Below are 17,833 nucleotides of genomic sequence, written 5' to 3' on the forward strand. Positions count from 1 at the left end.
AGCGGCGGCCGGAATCGATGCGGGCGTCTCATCCGCCGGACGGGCGCTACGCGTGGGGCGCCCAGAAGGCGACCAGCCGGCCGACGCCGTGCTCGACGGCCTTCCACGATCCGGTGAAGGCGAGCACCGCGATGGCGGAGGTGGGGAACCCGGTGCGGTTCATCCGCGGCAGCAGATCGCCGTCGGACTCGCCCGCGAGGGCGTCGGCCAGGGCGTGCATGCCGGGGTTGTGCCCGATCACGATGAGGTCCTGGACCTCGTCGGAGACCTCGTTGAGCACGGCGATCAGCTCGCCGAGCGAGGCCTCGTACATCCGGTCCTCGTAGACCGTCCGGGGGCGCTCGGGCAGCTCGGAGACGGCGAGCTTCCACGTCTCGCGGGTGCGGGCGGAGGTGGAGCAGAGGGCCAGCTCAGGGGTGATGCCGGAACCGGCGAGCCAGCGGCCTGCGACCGGGGCGTCCTTGCGGCCGCGGTCGGCGAGGGGGCGTTCGTGGTCGTCGCCGTCGGACCATTCGGCTTTGGCGTGCCGGAGGATGACGATCCTGCGGGTCGGTTCGGAGCTCATGCCGTCCAGCTTCGCACGAAACCAACGGCGAGGCGCGGGGTGTTGGGAGGGTTGCACCCGAAGCGGCGCACGCGCCCCACCTGCCCTCACGGCGCCTCCTGGCCCAGCGCGAGCCGGACGAAGGCGACCACCCGCTCGACGGCGCCCGAGGCGGCGGGATCCGGACCGGGGTCCGCCGTGGCGGGAGCGGCCAGCAGGGTGCAGAAGACGGTGAAGGCCGCGGCGGCGAGCGCGAGGGCCCACCAGGGCAGCCGCGTCTGCACGGTGCCGGGAGTCCGGGCTTTCGTACCGGCGCGCATGGGGATCGCCTCCGAGTCGTTCGGTGCACCGCCGCGTCGCGGTGTACTACGAACCTACGGAGAACGGGAGCCCGCTCCCATCCGGTGGACCACCCACTTGCCCCTGACCTGGCCCCCCTAGGGGACGGGGGGTTAGCCCCACCATCGCCTGGAGGCAGACCGGAAGCAGACCGGAAAAGGGCCGCGGTCAGGGGGAGAGGTCAGGGAGGTCAGAGGAGGTCAGGGAGAGAAGACCGTCGCAATGACCGAGATGACGACCGTGATGCCCAGCATCGCGCCGAGGATCGTCAGCAGGGTCTTCTGACCGTTCTTGGGGTGAGGATCGAGCACAGGCTGCATGCGACCAGTCTCCCACCCCGCGCACCCGCGGCCGCGTCCGGGTCCGAGCCCGTCGGCAGAACTCGTGGTCGGAGCCCGCTGTAGGGCCCCGCCGTCAGAGCTCGTCCTCCACGGTGCGGGCGCGCCCGGCCAGCACGCCCGCCACCACCTGAGGCACCATCAGCGCGGCCATGAGGGCGATCGGCACGTCCCACCCGCCGGTGCGCTCGTTGAGCCACCCCACGAGCAGCGGGCCGGGGATCGAGATCAGGTAGCCGGTGCTCTGGGCGAAGGCCGACAGCCGCACCACGCCGCCGCCCGTGCGGGCGCGCATGCCGATCAGCGTCAGGGCGAGCGTGAAGGAGCTGTTGGACACGCCGAGCAGCACGGCCCAGGCCCAGGCGCCGCCGGCCGGAGCCAGCCACAGCCCGGTGTAACCGGCCAGCCCGAAGCAGGCGAGGGTGGCGACCAGGACGCCCTGGTGCGGCAGGCGGGCGGCAAGGCGCGGCAGCACGAAGGCGAGGGGGATGCCCGTCAGCATCGTGACGGCGCTCAGGACACCCGCGGTGGAGGCGGACACCCCGGCGTCGCGGAAGATCGCCGGCATCCAGCCCATGACGATGTAGGCACCGGTGGCCTGGATGCCGAAGAAGATGCCGAGCGCCCAGGCGGTCGGGCTGCGCGTGATGCTGGTGCGGGGGCCGTCCTGCGCTGCGGCTGCGGGGGCGGCGCCGCTGCCCGTACGGCCGCGGCGGGCGGTCACCAGCCACAGCAGTGCGGCCGCGGCGGCGAGCAGGCCCCACGAGCCGAGGCCGAGCCGCCAGCTGTGGCCCATCGCGTCGGCGAGCGGCACGGTGACGGCGGCGGCACCCGCGGCGCCCGCGGCGATGGCCATGGAGTACACGCCGGTCATCGGGCCGACGCGGTCGGGGAACCAGCGCCTGACGACCAGCGGCATCAGGACGTTGCTGACGGCGATACCGGCGAGCGCGAGCACGCTCAGGGCGAGGAAGCCGGGGACGCCGCCCGCGTACGGCCGCAGGGCGAGACCGGCGGCTATCGCCGCCATGCCGGCGCAGACGACGGCTGCGGGGCCGAAGCGGCGGGCCAGCCGGGGTGCGGCGAGGCCGAAGACGGCGAAGCAGAACGCGGGCACGGACGTCAGCAGGCCGGCCACGGTGCCGCTCATGCCGAGGTCGGCGCGGACCTCCTTCAGCAGCGCGCCGAGGCTCGTCACGGCGGGGCGGAGGTTGAGGGCGGCGAGGACGAGCCCGGCGACCAGGAGCCGGGCCGGCCACGCGGACCCCGGGCTCTGCCGTGGCCCGGCTGGATCGGCCGGATCGGCGGTGGCGGTCTCGGCCGCTCTCAGGTCTTCGTCTGCCGTGGATGCCATGACGACATCATAGATAGAATCATAGGATGAATGGAGGCTGTCGATGCCACTGAATTCGCCCAAGCGCTCCCGCCTCGTCGACCAGGTCATCGCCGGGCTGCGCGCCCAGATCACGTCCGGTGAGTGGCCCGTCGGCTCGCGCATCCCCACCGAGCCGGAGCTGGTCGAGCAGCTCGGCGTCGCGCGCAACACCGTGCGCGAGGCCGTGCGCGCCCTCGCGCACAACGGCCTGCTGGACATCCGGCAGGGCTCCGGCACCTACGTCGTCGCGACCAGCGAGCTGGCGGGCGTGATGAACCGCCGCTTCGCCGACGCCGACCCCCAGCACGTGGCGGAGCTCCGTAGCGCCCTGGAGGCGTCGGCCGCCCGGCTCGCGGCCCGCCGGCGCACCGAGCAGGACCTGGTGCAGCTGGCCGCCCTGCTGGAGCGGCGCGAGGAGGCGTGGCGCTCGGGCGACGCCGAGCGGTTCGTGGAGGCGGACGCCACGCTGCACGCGGCCGTCGTCTCCGCCGCGCACAACGAGGTGATGTCCGAGGTGTACGCGGACCTCGGCGGGGTGATGCGCGAGTTCCTGCGGGCCGGCGTGGGGACGGCGCTGCACCCCGAGGGGCTCGTGGACCACGGGCGGCTGGTCGCGGCCATCGAGCAGGGGGACGAGGAGACCGCGGGCGCGGAGGCGAGCACGTATCCCTTCGGCTGCCGGGGTGTGTCGCAAGCGCGCGGCTGACGCGCCGGGCGGGCCCAGCCGGGTCCGGCGGCCTCAGCCAGGTCCGGGTCTGTGGGTCACCCACGCCTTGCGTATGCCGAGCCAGCAGCGCTGGCTGAGGGTGACGTGCCCGGCGGGGCCGACGGTGGCCTGCGCGGTGTCCATGTCCGGGTCCCACCAGCGCACGCACTCGATGTGCAGCTGGACGCGGTCGGTGGTGGCGTTGCCGTTGAAGCAGTGGGCGGTGGCGTGGGAGCCGTGGACGCGGGTGCGGCACTCGGCGTGCCGGGGGGTGGGCGGGGCGACCGGGGCGACCGGGGCGACCGGGGCAGCCTGGGCGACCGGGGCAGCCTGGGCGGCGGCCGCCGCCGGGGACACCGGGGCGATCGAGCCGGCCAGGGCCGCGGCCGCGAACAGCAGGGCCGTGGTGCGGCGGAGCGGAGAGCTCATGCGCGTACCTCCTCCCGCCCTTCAGTGTGCGGGGGCGGGCTCCGGCGCACGAGCCGGAAAAGCCCGGTGCCCGTTCCGGCGTAACGGAACGGGCACCGGGCGTGCGCTTCGGGGTGGGGGCGTCCATCATGTGACCGCCCCCGGGCGGGGCGATAAGCATGAGTGCCGGCTGCGGACCGTCCGTGGCTGGTCGCGCAGTTCCCCGCGCCCCTACAGGGCGACTAGGCGCCCATCATGTGCACGCCGCCGTCCACGTGGACGATCTCGCCCGTGGTGCGCGGGAAGAAGTCCGACAGCAGGCCGACGACGCCGCGGCCGGCCGGCTCCGGGTCGGCCAGGTCCCAGCCGATGGGGGCGCGGTGGTTCCACACGTCCGCGAGCTCCTCGAAGCCCGGGATGGACTTGGCGGCCATCGACTTGAGGGGGCCGGCGGAGACCAGGTTGCAGCGGATGCCCTTGGGGCCCAGGTCGCGCGCGAGGTAACGGTTGGTGGACTCCAGGGCGGCCTTGGCCACGCCCATCCAGTCGTACTTCGGCCAGGCGATCTGCGCGTCGAAGGTCAGGCCGACGACCGAGCCGCCCTCGCGCATCAGCGGCAGCAGGGCCATGGTCAGCGACTTGTAGGAGTACGCCGAGACCTGCACGGCCGTGGAGACGTCCTCCCAGGTGCCCTCCAGGAAGTTGAAGGCGCCCTGGGGGCCGAAGGCGATGGAGTGCACGATGCCGTCGAGGGGCACGTCGTCGCCGAGGTGCTCGCGGACCTTGTCGGCGAGACCGTCGAGGTGCTCCTGGTTGGTGACGTCCAGCTCGATGACCGGCGCGGGCTTCGGCAGCCGCTTGGCGATCCGCTCGACCAGGGAGAGCCGGCCGAAGCCGGTCAGGATGACCTCGGCGCCCTCGTTCTGGGCGACCTTGGCGGCCTGGAAGGCGATCGACGACTCGGTGAGGACGCCGGTGACCAGGATGCGCTTGCCTGCAAGGATTCCACTCATGACGTTCAGTGACCCATGCCCAATCCGCCGTCGACAGGAATGACGGCTCCAGTGATGTATGCGGCCTCGTCGGAGGCGAGGAAGCGGACCGAGGCGGCGATCTCCTCGGGCTGCGCGTAGCGCGCGAGCGGAACCTGCTTGGTGATGCCCTCGCGCTGCTCGTCGGTGAGCACGCGGGTCATGTCGGTGTCGACGAAGCCGGGGGCGACGACGTTACAGGTGATGTTCCGGGAGCCCAGCTCACGGGCGATCGAGCGGGCGAAGCCCACCAGGCCGGCCTTGGAGGCGGCGTAGTTGGCCTGGCCCGCGGAGCCCAGCAGGCCCACCACGGAGGAGATCAGCACGATGCGGCCCTTGCGGGCGCGCAGCATGCCCTTCGAAGCCCGCTTGACGACCCGGAAGGTGCCGGTGAGGTTGGTGTCGACGACGGAGGTGAAGTCCTCCTCCGACATGCGCAGCAGCAGCTGGTCGCGGGTGACGCCGGCGTTGGCCACCAGCACCTCGACCGCGCCCTGCTTCTCCTCGATCTCCTTGTAGGCCTGATCGACCTGCTCGGGGTCCGTGATGTCGCACTTCACGGGGAGGCACCCCAGGTCCAGGAGGGCGGCCGGCGGCTCTCCCGAGCGGTAGGTGAAGGCGACCTTGTCGCCCGCCTCCGCGAAGGCGCGGGCGATGGAGAGGCCGATGCCCCGGTTTCCTCCGGTGACCAGAACCGAGCGGCTCAAAGGACCACCCTTCCTTCACGTGTGGCTGCCGGCTGGCTGCCATTGGTCGTCTGTACCGTACGAAAACTATCGGGCCGCGGCCTCTGACGTGCAGCCCGCCCCTAACAGGAGCGCATGGCGGACCCTGTGGGGTCCCTACAGAAAACGGAGCCGTAAGGCCCGTCCGGACCCGTGCGGGGGGCATTCCCCGATCTGCCCCTGATCTGCGCAAAAGCCCGGGACCATGGGCGGCGGAGCGTGATTCACTGCGTCTTCGGGAGACATCGCACGCCTAGGGGAGGCCATCCGTGCCACATGAAATCGACGAGTCGTTCCTCGCGCTGCCGCTGCGGCAACTCGCCGACGCGGCCCTCGCGCGCGCCCGCGCGCTGGGGGCCGACCATGCGGACTTCCGCCTGGAGCGCGTACGCAGCGCCTCCTGGCGGCTGAGGGACGCCCGCCCGGCCGGCACCTCGGACACCACCGACCTGGGGTATGCGGTGCGGGTGGTGCACGGCGGGAGCTGGGGCTTCGCGGCGGGCGTCGAGCTGACGATGGACGCGGCGGCACGGGTGGCCGGGCAGGCGGTCGCGATGGCGCGGCTGTCGGCGAAGGTGATCGCGGCGGCAGGGTCCGACGAGAGGGTGGAGCTGGCGGACGAGCCGGTGCACGCCGAGCGGACCTGGGTGTCGTCCTACGAGATCAACCCCTTCGACGTGCCGGACGCCGAGAAGAGCGCGCTGCTCGCGGACTGGAGCTCGCGGCTGCTGGCGGCGGACGGGGTGGCGCACGCGGACGCCTCGCTGCTGACCGTCCAGGAGAACAAGTTCTACGCCGACTCGGCGGGCACGGCCACCACCCAGCAGCGCGTCCGGCTGCACCCGCAGCTGACGGCGGTCGCGGTCGACCCCGTCACCGGCGGCTTCGACGCGATGCGCACGATCGCGCCCCCGGCGGGCCGCGGCTGGGAGTACCTGACGGGCACCGGCTGGGACTGGGACGCCGAGCTGGCGGAGATCCCCGCGCTGCTGGCCGAGAAGATGCACGCCCCGAGCGTCGAGGCGGGCTCGTACGACCTGGTGGTCGACCCGTCCAACCTGTGGCTGACGATCCACGAGTCGATCGGCCACGCCACCGAGCTGGACCGCGCGCTGGGCTACGAGGCGGCGTACGCGGGCACGTCCTTCGCGACGTTCGACAAGCTGGGCTCGCTGAAGTACGGCTCGGAGCTGATGAACGTGACCGGCGACCGCACCGCCGAGCACGGTCTCGCGACCATCGGCTACGACGACGAGGGCGTCGCGGCCCAGTCCTGGGACCTCGTCAAGGACGGCGTCCTCGTCGGCTACCAGCTGGACCGGCGCATCGCGAAGCTCACCGGCTTCGAGCGCTCCAACGGCTGCGCGTTCGCCGACTCCCCGTCCCACGTGCCGGTCCAGCGGATGGCCAACGTCTCCCTGCAGCCGGCGCCCGGCGGGCCGTCGACGGAGGAGATGATCTCCGGCGTGGAGCGCGGGATCTATGTGGTCGGCGACCGCTCGTGGTCGATCGACATGCAGAGGTACAACTTCCAGTTCACCGGGCAGCGCTTCTTCCGGATCGAGAACGGCCGCCTGGCGGGGCAGCTGCGCGACGTCGCCTACCAGGCCACGACCACGGACTTCTGGGGCTCGATGAGTGCCGTCGGCGGGCCGCAGACGTACGTCCTGGGCGGCGCGTTCAACTGCGGCAAGGCCCAGCCCGGGCAGGTCGCGGCCGTCTCCCACGGCTGCCCCTCGGCCCTCTTCGAGAACGTCAACATCCTGAACACGACCGAGGAGGCGGGTCAGTGAGCGGTCACCACGGCATCGGCCGGGGGTCCGGGGGTTGCCCCCCGGAAAAGCACAGCCTCAATACCACTGAGGAGGCGGGTCAGTGAGCCCTCGTAACAAGCCGCACGAGATCGTCGAGCGCGCCCTGGAGCTGTCCCGCTCCGACGGCTGCATGGTGATCGCCGGCGAGCGCTCCACCGCCAACCTCCGCTGGGCGCGCAACGCGCTCACCACCAACGGCGTCACCCGCGGCCGCACCGTCACCGTGATCGCCACCGTGGACGGCGCGGAAGGCACCGCCTCGGGCGTCGTCTCCCGGTCGGCGGTCACGGCCGCGGAGCTGGAGCCGCTGGTGCGGGCCGCCGAGGCCGCCGCGCGCGAGGCCGGGCCCGCCGAGGACGCCCAGCCGCTGGTGTCGGGCGTGCCGCACTCCCCCGACTTCACCGCCCCGCCGGCCGAGACCTCCTCCGCGGTCTTCGACGGCTTCGCGCCCGCGCTCGGCGAGTCCTTCGCCGGTGCCCGCTCCCAGGGCCGCGAGCTCTACGGCTTCGCCCTGCACGAGGTCTCCTCGTACTACCTCGGCACGTCCACCGGGCTGCGGCTGCGCCACGACCAGCCGACCGGGTCCCTGGAGCTCAACGCCAAGTCGCCGGACGGCACCCGTTCCGCGTGGGCGGGCCGGGCCACGCGTGACTTCACCGACGTCGACCCGCAGGCCCTGGACGCCGAGCTGGCGCAGCGCCTGGCGTGGGCCGGGCGGAAGGTCGAGCTGCCGGCCGGGCGGTACGAGACGCTGCTGCCGCCGACGGCCGTCGCGGACCTGCTCGTCTACCAGATGTGGTCGGCGGCCGCCCGTGACGCCGCCGAGGGCCGGACGGTCTTCTCGAAGACGGGCGGCGGCACCCGGGTCGGGGAGAAGCTGTCCCCGCTGCCGCTGTCGCTGCGCAGCGACCCGCACGCCGCGGGCCTGGAGTGCGCGCCGTTCGTGCTCACGACGGCCTCGGGGGACGACGCGTCGGTCTTCGACAACGGCCTGCCGCTCGGCCCGACGGACTGGATCCGCGACGGCGTGCTGGAGCACCTGGTCACCACGCGGCACAGCGCCGGGCTCACGGACCTGCCGGTCACCCCGCTCGTGGACAACCTCATCCTGGACGCGGGCGGCACCACCTCCCTCGACGAGATGGTCGCGGCCACCGAGCGCGGTCTGCTGCTGACCTCTCTGTGGTACATCCGCGAGGTCGACCCCGCGTCGCTGCTGCTGACGGGGCTGACCCGGGACGGCGTCTATCTCGTGGAGAACGGCGAGGTCGTCGGCGAGGTCAACAACTTCCGCTTCAACGAGTCCCCGGTGTCGCTGCTCTCGCGCGCCACCGAGGCGGGCCGCACCGAGCCGACGCTGCCGCGCGAGTGGGGCGACTACTTCACCCGGGCCGCGATGCCCTCCCTGCGCGTGCCGGACTTCAACATGAGCTCCGTCAGCCGGGGGGTGTGACCTCCGGGGGTGTGACAGCCGGGACGCGGCACCGGGCCGAATAGACTGGTCCGCGTCCACCTGTCCCCCGCTCGCATACGTCTTCCGTATGCGTCCCTTTTCTTCTCCACCCGTTTCTCATCCGTCCCATCGATCCCCAGGAATGTCATGACACGCCTCGGCGAATCCGTCGCCCGCGCCGGTGAGCTCCTCGCGCAGGACCTCTCCTCCGACCAGACCGTCCAGCGGCTGCTCCAGGAGACGGGCTCGCGGCGCTATCTCGATCTGACGGATCTGTCGGCGAAGGAGCAGGCCGAGCTGATCGCCGCCCGCACCGTCGAGGTGCTCCCGGGCGTGGAGAAGCTGGCCGAGCGCATCGAGGAGCGCCGCGCGGCGGGCAAGGGCCTGCACCTCAAGCTGGGCATCGACCCGACCGCGGCCGACGTCCACCTGGGCCACGCCGTGCCGATGATCATCCTCAGCCGCTTCCAGCGCATGGGCCACGACGTCACCCTCCTCATCGGTGACTTCACGGCCAAGATCGGTGACCCGACGGGCCGTACGGCCGAGCGCCCGCCGCTGACCGACGACGACATCGCGAAGAACCTCGCGGGCTACCGCGAGCAGGTCCGCCCGTTCTTCGACTTCGAGAAGGTCACGTTCGTCCAGAACAGCACCTGGCTGGCCCCGTACACCTTCCCGGAGCTGCTCGGTCTGCTCTCGCAGGTGCCGGTCTCGCAGCTGCTGCAGCGTGAGGACTTCCGCAACCGCCTGGCGGCCGGCTCGGGCCTGACGATGTCGGAGCTGCTGTACCCGATCGCCCAGGGCCTGGACTCGGTCGCGCTGGACTGCGACGTGGAGCTGGGCGGCGCCGACCAGCTGCTGAACCTGCAGATGGGCCGCAAGCTCATGGAGCTGAAGGGCCAGCGGCCGCAGCTCGTCGTCACCATGCCGCTGATCGAGGGCACGGACGGCACCGGCGCGAAGATGTCCAAGTCCAAGGGCAACTACGTGGGCCTGTCGGCTCCCGCCGACGATGTCTTCGGCAAGATCATGTCGGTCCCGGACCGGCTGATGGAGCCGTACCTGAAGGCCTGGACCGAGTGGACGGACGAGGAGATCGCCCGCGCGCTGTCCCGGGTCGAGGAGCGCTCGCTGCACCCGATGGATCTGAAGAAGATCCTCGCGGGTGAGGTCGTGACCGCGCTGTACGGGATCGAGGCGGCGATGGCGGCCCGCGCCGGGTTCGTCGCGCAGTTCTCGAAGAAGAGCTTCTCCGACGTGGAGACGCCCGTGGTGGAGCTCTCGGAGCACGGCGCCTCGCCGGCGACGGCCGTGCTCAGCCAGGTCCTGGGCTTCCAGCCGTCCGCCTCGGCGGCCCGCCGGGTCGCCAAGCAGAACGGCCTGCGCCTCGTGGTCGAGACGGACGGCGGCCAGGAGGCCGTCGTGCTGGCCGAGGCCGATGCGATCCGCCCGCTGGGCGAGGTCGTGACGGAGACGGTCGCCAAGGTCGCCGGGGCCGGGAAGGTCTACCTGAAGGCCGGGCGGAAGATCGCGGAGCTTCGGTAGCGGCTCCGCCGCCGGGGACTACGGGCTCGGGGCGGCCCGTGCGCATCTCGCGCACGGGCCGCCCCGAGGCGTTTTACGTCCCGTGCCGTCACGGCCCCACGCCGACCCGCGCCGACCCCGCGCCGTACGCCACGTGCCGTACGCCACGCGCCGTCGCGCCCGGCCGCTACGCCGCGTGTCTCCCGCCGCTTCTGTTGCCGCCGCGTACGGCGACCCACAGCCGGTCGCCGACGGCGACCACGAGGACCGCTCCCGCCAGCTGCAGCAAGTGCCGGCCCCAGTCGATGCCCTTGGTCTCGTTGATGCCGAGCCCGGTGGCCGCCCAGTTGCCGAGCAGGCTGCCGATCATGCCCAGGATGATCGTCAGCCAGAGCGGGATCTGCTGTTTGCCCGGCAGGATCGCCTTGGCGATCAGACCCAGGACAAGTCCGACGATGATGGCCCACAACCAGCTCATGTCGCCTCCTCAGCGGCGCGATGTGCCGTGCCCCGCCATTCTGGGGCCACTGTCCGTACGGCGCACGCCGGAGCGGCCCGTCCGCCACGGTGCGGCCGTGGCGTACGCAGCCGCAGGTCGGAGCGGGGACGGCGGGGGACCCGCTCTCGTACCCGGCGGCCACGCGGCGTAACGTGGAGGGTGTCCCGCCTCAGGGCGTGCGGGCGCGGTGGATCAGGTGGTGGAACGTGATGCGGAAGCAGGGCGGGGCGGCGGTCTTCAGGATCACCGGCGCCCGTCAGGGGCTGGCCGAGGATGTGCGCGGCCGCCAGCGCCGCTACGTCATCTCGATGGGGATCCGCACCCTGTCGGTGGTGCTCACCGTGGTGCTGTGGAACGTCGAGCGCTATGTGGCGGTGGGCACGCTGATCCTGGGTGCCCTGCTGCCCTACGTGGCGGTCGTGATCGCCAACGCGGGCCGGGAGAACGCCCCTTCGCTCCCCGGCACGTTCATACCGGCAGCGACGCGGCCGGTGCTGCTGCCCGGGCCCGGCGAGGGGACGGCGGAATCCGTCCCGGAGGCCACCCGTGGCCCCGAGGGCGATCAAGGGCGTGACCACGGCTGATGCCCCGCGGGGGCGCGGCGGGCAAGGGCGCGTTCCGCAAAGCTCAAGAAAACCTCAGATCAATCATGTGGTTTCAGTGCCGCGCGCCGGGCACCCCGTGACATACTTCCTAAGCGCTCCGCATCCCCCGTCGGAGCGACAGACCGACGCCGGGCGGCTCCCCCCGTGGCTGCCCGGCGTCGCCGTGTCTGCACGCGGTTCGTAGAGTCAGGGGTGTGAATTCCCCCGATGACGCCGTGATCTGTTCCGCCAAGGGCTGCCGCGCCCCCGCCGTGTGGGTGCTGGCGTGGAACAACCCCAAGCTGCACACCCCCGACCGCCGCAAGACGTGGCTCGCGTGCGACGAGCACCGCGAGCACCTGTCCAACTTCCTCGGCCTGCGGGGCTTCCTGAAGGACGTGGTGACGCTGGCGGAGTGGGAGGCCTCTCCGCGGCCGTAGGACGCGGTCCTGGGCTCCGGCGGGGCTCAGCCCCCGATCGCCGACATGGGCCGCTGCGGCTGCAGGAAGGACGGGTCGTCCAGGCCCGACCCCGCCTTCTTCCCCCACATCGCCTGCTTCCACCGCCCGGCTATCTCCTCGTCCGTCGCCCCGGAGCGCAGCGCCGCCCGCAGGTCGGACTCCTCGCGCGCGAAGAGGCAGTTGCGGATCTGCCCGTCGGCGGTGAGGCGGGTGCGGTCGCAGGCGCCGCAGAAGGGGCGGGTGACGGAGGCGATGACGCCGACGCGGCCGGGACCGCCGTCGACGAGCCAGCGTTCGGCCGGGGCGGCGCCGCGCTCGTCCGCGCCCTCGGGGGTGAGGGCGAAGCGGGTGCCCAGGCTCGCCAGGATGTCCGCCGCGGTGATCATGCCGTCGCGGCGCCAGCCGTGCTGGGCGTCGAGCGGCATCTGCTCGATGAAGCGCAGTTCGTAGCCGTGGTCGAGGGCCCAGGACAGCAGGTCGGGGGCCTCGTCGTCGTTGAGGCCGGGCATCAGCACGGTATTGATCTTGACGGGTGCGAGGCCGGCGGCGTGGGCCGCGGCGAGGCCGTCGAGGACGTCCTGGTGGCGCTTGCGGCGGGTCAGCTTCTGAAAGACGTCGGGGCGCAGGGTGTCGAGGGAGACGTTGACCCGGTCCAGGCCTGCGTCCGCGAGGGCGGCCGCGGTGCGCGCGAGGCCGATGCCGTTGGTGGTGAGGGAGATCCGGGGGCGCGGCCGCAGGGCTGCGCAGCGCTCGACGAGGGAGACGAGGCCGGGACGCAGCAGGGGCTCGCCGCCGGTGAAGCGGATCTCGTCGACGCCGAGGGTGGTCACGGCGATGCGGACCAGGCGGACGATCTCGTCGTCGGTGAGCAGGTCCGGCTTGGCGAGCCACTGCAGGCCCTCTTCGGGCATGCAGTAGGTGCAGCGCAGGTTGCAGCGGTCGGTCAGGGAGACACGGAGGTCGGTGGCGACGCGACCGTAGGTGTCGATGAGCACGCTGCGCCTCCGGCTGACTGGACTTGAACGTTCGTTCGCTGTCCGCAGCGTACGTGATGGGCGGGGGCGGCGGGTCCTGCCGGAGCCTGGCATGCGAACGCCGGACGGGCTTCGTCAGCCCGTCCGGCGCGGCGGCGCGGCGGCGGAGCGCCGGTGCGCCACGCGTCAGTACGTCAGTCGTCAGTGCGTCAGTGCGCGCCGTAGCCCGTGAGGGAGCGGACCTCGAGCTCCGCGTACTTCGCGTCCGCCTCCGGCTGCGGCTTGGACAGCAGCGAACCCAGCCAGCCCAGCAGGAAGCCGAGCGGGATGGAGACCAGGCCGGGGTTGCCGAGCGGGAAGTAGTCGAAGCTCATCCCGGGGAAGAGCGCCTTCTCGTTGCCGGAGACGACCGGGGAGAAGATCACCAGGCCCACGGAGGAGATCAGCCCGCCGTAGATCGACCACAGGGCCCCCTGGGTGGTGAAGCGCTTCCAGAAGAGGCTGTAGAGGATGGTGGGGAGGTTGGCGGAGGCCGCGACAGCGAAGGCGAGGGCCACGACGGCGGCGGCGTTCAGCCGGTGGGCGAAGATGCTCAGGGCGATGGCGATCGCGCCGATGACGACGGCGGCGATCTTGGCGGTGAGCAGCTCCTCCTTCTCGCTGGTCTTTCCCTTGCGGATGACGTTGGCCCACAGGTCGTGCGCGAAGGACGCCGAGGAGGCGAGCGTGAGCCCCGCGACCACCGCGAGGATCGTCGCGAAGGCGACGGCGGAGATCACGGCGAGGAGGACCGCGCCGCCGGTGGAGCCGGCGCCGCCGCCGACCTCCCGGGCGAGCAGCGGGGCCGCGGTGTTCCCCGAGGGGTCCGAGGCGGTGATCGACTTCGAGCCGACCAGGGCGGCGGCGCCGAAACCCAGGGCGATGGTCATCAGATAGAAGGCGCCGATGATGCCGATGGCCCAGTTCACGGACTTACGGGCGGCCTTGGCGGTGGGCACCGTGTAGAAGCGGATGAGGATGTGCGGCAGGCCGGCGGTGCCCAGGACGAGGGCGAGGCCGAGCGAGATGAAGTTGAGCTTGGTGGTGCCGTCCTTGCCGTACTGCAGGCCCGGTTCGAGGAAGGCCTTGCCCTTGCCGCTCTCCTCGGCGGCGCGCCCGAGCAGCGTGGAGATGTTCCAGCCGACCTTGTTGAGCACGAGGACGGTGATCAGCATGGTGCCCAGGATGAGCAGGACCGCCTTGACGATCTGCACCCACGTGGTGCCCTTCATCCCGCCGATGGTCACGTAGAGGACCATCACCAGGCCGACCAGGCCGATGATCCAGCGCCGCGAGCCCTCGCCCGAGGCCCCGAGCAGCAGCGCCACGAGCGCGCCCGCGCCGATCATCTGCGCGAGCAGGTAGAAGATCGAGACGACGATGGTGGAGGTGCCGGCGGCGGTCCGGACGGGCCGCTGCTTGAGCCGGTAGGCGAGTGCGTCGGCCATGGTGAAGCGGCCGGAGTTGCGCAGCGGTTCGGCGACGAGCAGCAGGGCGACCAGCCAGGCGACGAGGAAGCCGATGGAGTAGAGGAATCCGTCGTAGCCGAAGAGGGAGATGGCACCCGCGATGCCGAGGAAGGACGCGGCGGACATGTAGTCGCCGGAGATGGCGAGGCCGTTCTGGAAGCCGGTGAAGGAGCGGCCGCCGGCGTAGAAGTCGGTGGCGTCCTTGGTCTGCCGTCCGGCCCAGACGGTGATGGCGAGGGTGGCGGCGACGAAGACGGAGAAAAGCGTGATGATCAAGGTGCGGTGCTCGCTCGCGGCGCCGGCCGCGAGCGGGAGGCCCGACTGCAGGGCACTGGTCATACCGGTCATTCCCCCGCTTCCAGACGGGCCCGCAGGGCCTCGGCCCTGGGGTCGAGCTTCGCGGCCGCGTGCCGCGAGTACCACCAGGCGATCAGGAAGGTGGTGAGGAACTGGGCCAGCCCGAAGACGAACGCCACGTTGACGTTGCCCACGACCGTGGTGCCCATGAAGTCGCCCGCGTAGTTCGAGAGCAGGACGTACAGCAGGTACCAGGAGACGAAGGCGATGGTGAGCGGAAAGGCGAACGAACGCTGTGCGCGGCGCAGTTCACCGAACTCGGCGCTCGACTGCACCGTGCTGAAACGATCGTTCCCGGCCGCCGGCGGGGCGGCTGCGGCGGTTTCTGGGTCGTCGGGCTCGTCCGGCCCCTGTGTGGTGGTTGGTGCGGTGTCCACGGTCTCTCCTGACAAGGGGGGTGTGAGGCGCGAGCCGATGGCTTGTGATCCGGATCACGCATCGTAGAGGCAGGTCGCAGTATGCGACAGGGGGGAGGTGCGGAATTCGGCAGCAGCTGCCGCCGGGGGCGACACCGCCTGCCCGCGGCCTCGTTGACCCTGGTGTGAGCGATGCGCCTCCTCCCACGCCGCCGTCCCCCGGTCGACGACCGTTCGGGATCGTCAGGTTGACGGCGCCCATAGCGGCGGTGACGACCGGCCGGTCCATCCCCCTCCCGAGAGCAGGGCGGTGGTACGGGCCCCGGGTTCCGCTTCCGCCGCTGAGCATCGATGCCCTGCGCGACAGCGATCTGGCGCCCTGACCCGGCGATCCCGCCCCGGCCCTGCGTCGGGCGATCCCGTCCAGGCTCCGCGTCAGGCGATCTCGCCCCGGCTCTGCGCCATTTGTTGCCGGGTCATGGCCACTCTGGGCATTTGTTCCGGAATGCATTGCCCGGTGCCATGATCGGCGCTAGCTTCACTCGTCATGTACCCGCCCGCGCGCAGCCCGCGCTCCGGCGGTTTTCGGATGATGTGGAGAACCCATGGCTCCTCTGCGTTCAAGACGGCACGCCCTGCTGGCCGTTCCCGTCGGCCTCGCCCTCACCGCCTCGCTCGGCCTCCTGCCCGGGGTGGCCGCCGCCGCCCCGCAGGACGGGCCGCGGGCGACGACGGCCGCCACCGACGGCCCCCTCCTGTCGTACGTGGTGAACACCGCCGCCGACCGCGCCACCGTCGCCAAGGTGAAGAAGGCCGTCGCCGAGGCCGGCGGCACCGTCGTGACCGCCTATCAGCAGATAGGCGTGATCGTCGCCCACTCCAAGAACCCCGGCTTCGCCGCGGCGCTGCGCACGGTCCCCGGCGTGCAGTCGGCGGGCGCCACCCGCACCGGGCCGATCGCCCCGGCAAGCACGACCGACGTCGGCAAGCCCGAGAAGGTGAAGCTGCCCAAGAGCAGCGCGGCGGCGGCCGCCCGTCAGCAGGACACCGGCGCCGAGCCGCTGGAGAGCCTGCAGTGGGACCTCCCCGCCATCAAGGCGGACCAGGCCGCGAAGGTGAACCCGGGCAGCCGCAAGGTCACCGTCGGCGTCATCGACACCGGCGTGGACGACACCCACCCGGATCTCGCTCCCAACTTCTCCCGGAGCCAGTCGGCGAGCTGCGTCACCGGCAAGGCCGACACCGGCCCGGGCTCGTGGCGGCCGTACAACCCGGACAAGGACTACCACGGCACGCACGTGGCCGGCACGATAGCCGCGGCCCGCAACGGCGTCGGCGTCGCGGGCGTCGCCCCGAACGTCAAGGTCTCGGGCATCAAGGTGTCGGACAAGGACAGCTTCTTCTACGCCGAGAGCGTGGTCTGCGCGTTCGTCTTCGCCGCCGAGCACGACATAGCGGTGACGAACAACAGCTACTACGTCGACCCGTGGATGTTCAACTGTGCGGACGACCCCGACCAGAAGGCGATAGCCGAGTCCGTCACCCGCGCCACGAAGTACGCCCAGGACAAGGGCACCGTCAACGTCGCCTCGGCCGGCAACTCCAACTTCGACCTGGCGGCCAAGGAGATCACCGACACCTCCAGCCCGAACGACAAGGGCCGGCCCGCGCAGAACCGCAAGATCGACCCGTCCGTCTGCCTCGACGTCCCGGCCCAGCTGCCCGGCGTCGTCACCGTCTCGTCGACCGGCGTGAAGTCCGCGAAGGCGTACTACTCCAACTACGGCCTGAACCAGATCGACGTGGCGGCCCCCGGCGGCGACAAGTACCAGGTCCCCGACCTGCCGGCCAAGGACGGCCGGATCCTCTCCACGCTGCCCGGCGGCGACTGGGGCTACCTCCAGGGCACTTCGATGGCCGGTCCGCACGTGGCCGGCGTGGCGGCGCTGCTGAAGAGCGCGCACCCCAAGTCGTCCCCGCAGGAGATCCAGTGGCTCCTCAAGGCGCAGGCCGACAACCCCGGCTGCCCGGCGGGCCCGTACGACGGTGACGGCGACGGCAAGGCCGACGCCGTCTGCACCGGCAACAAGAACGTCAACGGCTTCTACGGCTTCGGCATCGTCGACGCCCTGGACGCGGTGCGCTGACGCTCGCGCTTGTCCGAGGAGGGGCCGGGCGTCCGCCCGGCCCCTTCCGCGCTGCGAAGGAACCCCTCGGCGAGCAGGAACTGCGCGCCGAGGTAGGTGAGCATGACCCAGAACTGGGGGGCGGGCGCCTGGGGCCAGTCGGCGACGCCGGTGGCGATGAGGGTGTCCGACACCACGAACAGCGCCCCGCCGGCCGCGGCGAGCGCCCCGGCCCGGGTCGCCCGCAGCGCCATCGTGACCAGCAGCAGGCTGTAGAGCGCGACGGGCACCCGCAGGCCGGCCTCCAGGTCGGGCCACAGCAGCACGACGGTGACGAGCCAGGCCGACCCGTAGCCGAGGGCCGGCGGAAGCGTGCGGGCGCTGCCCGGGGTGCCGTGCCGCGAGCACAGCACGAGGTAGCAGCCGTGCCCGGCGGCGAACGACGCCATGCCGAGCAGGAACGGCAGGTCCCCGCCGACCTGCAGGAGCGTGTCACCGCCGCATCCGAACAGCAGCGCCACGGCGAGCAGCCGGGGCCCGCCGCGCGTGAGGACGTACGCCGCGAGCAGGGGCATCAGGGCGGGCTTGGTGACGAGCGCGACGGCGGACCCGGCCAGCAGGGCGCCGAGGTGGGCGAGGGCGAGGCCGCCGAAGACGGCGGGGAGCGGGCGCACGGGGAACGGTCGGGCGGGGAGCCGGCGGATGGGA

General features: G+C 72.0%; 19 protein-coding genes. 7 read left to right on the forward strand and 12 right to left on the reverse strand.

All coding sequences use genetic code 11. The features are described 5' to 3' along the window. Positions 1-46: 46 nt before the first annotated feature. From IE241_RS22090 to IE241_RS22100, 4 genes are all read right to left on the reverse strand, one after another. The gene (locus IE241_RS22090) at positions 47-565 is read right to left on the reverse strand and encodes a SixA phosphatase family protein (protein ID WP_190023544.1); all 519 of its coding nucleotides are present in this window, start codon (positions 563-565) and stop codon (positions 47-49) included. Between the two features lie 86 nt (positions 566-651). Next, positions 652-864 (reverse strand): hypothetical protein, encoded by a 213-nt coding sequence (locus IE241_RS22095; RefSeq protein WP_190023545.1) that lies wholly within the window; start codon positions 862-864, stop codon positions 652-654. Positions 865-1,083: 219 nt separating this feature from the next. Beyond that, positions 1,084-1,203, reverse strand: a complete 120-nt coding sequence (locus IE241_RS34660) for an SGM_5486 family transporter-associated protein (RefSeq protein ID WP_268254421.1) — start codon at positions 1,201-1,203, stop codon at positions 1,084-1,086. A 94-nt stretch (positions 1,204-1,297) separates the two neighbouring features. Continuing rightward, on the reverse strand, positions 1,298-2,575 hold the full coding sequence (locus tag IE241_RS22100; RefSeq protein ID WP_190023546.1) for a CynX/NimT family MFS transporter: 1,278 nt from the start codon (positions 2,573-2,575) through the stop codon (positions 1,298-1,300). A gap of 43 nt (positions 2,576-2,618) precedes the next feature. On the opposite strand from IE241_RS22100, the gene IE241_RS22105 reads away from it, so the two are divergent. Next, the gene (locus IE241_RS22105) at positions 2,619-3,302 is read left to right on the forward strand and encodes a FadR/GntR family transcriptional regulator (protein WP_190023547.1); all 684 of its coding nucleotides are present in this window, start codon (positions 2,619-2,621) and stop codon (positions 3,300-3,302) included. A gap of 33 nt (positions 3,303-3,335) precedes the next feature. On the opposite strand, the gene IE241_RS22110 is transcribed toward IE241_RS22105, so the two are convergent. The 3 genes from IE241_RS22110 to fabG all read right to left on the reverse strand — a co-directional run bounded on the left by IE241_RS22110 (position 3,336) and on the right by fabG (position 5,448). Next, on the reverse strand, positions 3,336-3,731 hold the full coding sequence (locus IE241_RS22110) for a hypothetical protein (protein WP_190023548.1): 396 nt from the start codon (positions 3,729-3,731) through the stop codon (positions 3,336-3,338). A gap of 221 nt (positions 3,732-3,952) precedes the next feature. Next, positions 3,953-4,723 (reverse strand): enoyl-ACP reductase FabI, encoded by a 771-nt coding sequence (fabI, locus tag IE241_RS22115; RefSeq protein WP_190023549.1) that lies wholly within the window; start codon positions 4,721-4,723, stop codon positions 3,953-3,955. Between the two features lie 5 nt (positions 4,724-4,728). After that, complete coding sequence (gene fabG, locus IE241_RS22120) at positions 4,729-5,448, reverse strand: 3-oxoacyl-[acyl-carrier-protein] reductase (RefSeq protein ID WP_190023550.1); 720 nt, start codon at positions 5,446-5,448, stop codon at positions 4,729-4,731. A 287-nt stretch (positions 5,449-5,735) separates the two neighbouring features. Here fabG and IE241_RS22125 point away from each other — a divergent pair, with 287 nt between their 5' ends. The 3 genes from IE241_RS22125 (at position 5,736) to tyrS (ending at position 10,281) form a co-directional block, all read left to right on the forward strand. After that, a complete protein-coding gene (locus IE241_RS22125; RefSeq protein ID WP_190023551.1) occupies positions 5,736-7,259 on the forward strand; it encodes a TldD/PmbA family protein in 1,524 nt (507 codons plus the stop codon). Positions 7,260-7,341: 82 nt separating this feature from the next. After that, entirely contained in the window at positions 7,342-8,733 is a 1,392-nt protein-coding gene (locus tag IE241_RS22130) for a metallopeptidase TldD-related protein (RefSeq protein ID WP_190023552.1), read from the forward strand. 147 nt (positions 8,734-8,880) lie between these two features. Then, entirely contained in the window at positions 8,881-10,281 is a 1,401-nt protein-coding gene (gene tyrS / locus IE241_RS22135; RefSeq protein ID WP_190023553.1) for a tyrosine--tRNA ligase, read from the forward strand. Positions 10,282-10,447: 166 nt separating this feature from the next. Here the strand turns inward: tyrS and IE241_RS22140 are convergent, their stop codons facing one another. After that, a complete protein-coding gene (locus IE241_RS22140) occupies positions 10,448-10,738 on the reverse strand; it encodes a GlsB/YeaQ/YmgE family stress response membrane protein (RefSeq protein WP_190023554.1) in 291 nt (96 codons plus the stop codon). 230 nt (positions 10,739-10,968) lie between these two features. Here IE241_RS22140 and IE241_RS22145 point away from each other — a divergent pair, with 230 nt between their 5' ends. Both IE241_RS22145 and IE241_RS22150 read left to right on the forward strand, forming a co-directional pair. Beyond that, complete coding sequence (locus IE241_RS22145) at positions 10,969-11,343, forward strand: DUF3099 domain-containing protein (protein ID WP_190023803.1); 375 nt, start codon at positions 10,969-10,971, stop codon at positions 11,341-11,343. Between the two features lie 215 nt (positions 11,344-11,558). Next, positions 11,559-11,783: a hypothetical protein gene (locus IE241_RS22150; RefSeq protein WP_190023555.1), complete on the forward strand. Its 225-nt coding sequence runs from the start codon at positions 11,559-11,561 to the stop codon at positions 11,781-11,783. 26 nt (positions 11,784-11,809) lie between these two features. On the opposite strand, the gene moaA is transcribed toward IE241_RS22150, so the two are convergent. The 3 genes from moaA to IE241_RS22165 all read right to left on the reverse strand — a co-directional run bounded on the left by moaA (position 11,810) and on the right by IE241_RS22165 (position 14,918). Next, complete coding sequence (gene moaA / locus IE241_RS22155; protein ID WP_229899643.1) at positions 11,810-12,799, reverse strand: GTP 3',8-cyclase MoaA; 990 nt, start codon at positions 12,797-12,799, stop codon at positions 11,810-11,812. A 188-nt stretch (positions 12,800-12,987) separates the two neighbouring features. Beyond that, complete coding sequence (locus IE241_RS22160) at positions 12,988-14,634, reverse strand: monocarboxylic acid transporter (protein WP_190023557.1); 1,647 nt, start codon at positions 14,632-14,634, stop codon at positions 12,988-12,990. After that, the gene (locus IE241_RS22165) at positions 14,631-14,918 is read right to left on the reverse strand and encodes a DUF485 domain-containing protein (protein WP_373300741.1); all 288 of its coding nucleotides are present in this window, start codon (positions 14,916-14,918) and stop codon (positions 14,631-14,633) included. Before IE241_RS22165 ends, IE241_RS22160 begins: the two co-directional genes overlap by 4 nt. A 686-nt stretch (positions 14,919-15,604) precedes the next feature. Between IE241_RS22165 and IE241_RS22170 the strand changes: the two genes are divergently transcribed. After that, entirely contained in the window at positions 15,605-17,146 is a 1,542-nt protein-coding gene (locus IE241_RS22170; protein WP_190023559.1) for a S8 family peptidase, read from the forward strand. Here the strand turns inward: IE241_RS22170 and IE241_RS22175 are convergent. Next, positions 17,104-17,799, reverse strand: a complete 696-nt coding sequence (locus IE241_RS22175; RefSeq protein ID WP_229899645.1) for a lysoplasmalogenase — start codon at positions 17,797-17,799, stop codon at positions 17,104-17,106. The genes IE241_RS22170 and IE241_RS22175 overlap by 43 nt on opposite strands. Between the last annotated feature and the right edge of the window lie 34 nt (positions 17,800-17,833).

The organism is Streptomyces hiroshimensis, assembly GCF_014650335.1.
Lineage (GTDB): Bacteria > Actinomycetota > Actinomycetes > Streptomycetales > Streptomycetaceae > Streptomyces > Streptomyces hiroshimensis.

Excerpts from the sequence above, each read along its gene's own strand:
- fabI (WP_190023549.1), bottom strand. The coding sequence starts at position 4,723 with ATGAGTGGAATCCTTGCAGGCAAGCGCATCCTGGTCACCGGCGTCCTC.
- IE241_RS22095 (WP_190023545.1), bottom strand. The coding sequence starts at position 864 with ATGCGCGCCGGTACGAAAGCCCGGACTCCCGGCACCGTGCAGACGCGG.
- IE241_RS22160 (WP_190023557.1), bottom strand. The coding sequence starts at position 14,634 with ATGACCGGTATGACCAGTGCCCTGCAGTCGGGCCTCCCGCTCGCGGCC.
- IE241_RS22105 (WP_190023547.1), top strand. The coding sequence starts at position 2,619 with ATGCCACTGAATTCGCCCAAGCGCTCCCGCCTCGTCGACCAGGTCATC.
- IE241_RS22100 (WP_190023546.1), bottom strand. The coding sequence starts at position 2,575 with ATGGCATCCACGGCAGACGAAGACCTGAGAGCGGCCGAGACCGCCACC.
- IE241_RS34660 (WP_268254421.1), bottom strand. The coding sequence starts at position 1,203 with ATGCAGCCTGTGCTCGATCCTCACCCCAAGAACGGTCAGAAGACCCTG.
- IE241_RS22090 (WP_190023544.1), bottom strand. The coding sequence starts at position 565 with ATGAGCTCCGAACCGACCCGCAGGATCGTCATCCTCCGGCACGCCAAA.
- IE241_RS22145 (WP_190023803.1), top strand. The coding sequence starts at position 10,969 with ATGCGGAAGCAGGGCGGGGCGGCGGTCTTCAGGATCACCGGCGCCCGT.
- IE241_RS22140 (WP_190023554.1), bottom strand. The coding sequence starts at position 10,738 with ATGAGCTGGTTGTGGGCCATCATCGTCGGACTTGTCCTGGGTCTGATC.
- tyrS (WP_190023553.1), top strand. The coding sequence starts at position 8,881 with ATGACACGCCTCGGCGAATCCGTCGCCCGCGCCGGTGAGCTCCTCGCG.
- IE241_RS22170 (WP_190023559.1), top strand. The coding sequence starts at position 15,605 with ATGGCTCCTCTGCGTTCAAGACGGCACGCCCTGCTGGCCGTTCCCGTC.
- IE241_RS22110 (WP_190023548.1), bottom strand. The coding sequence starts at position 3,731 with ATGAGCTCTCCGCTCCGCCGCACCACGGCCCTGCTGTTCGCGGCCGCG.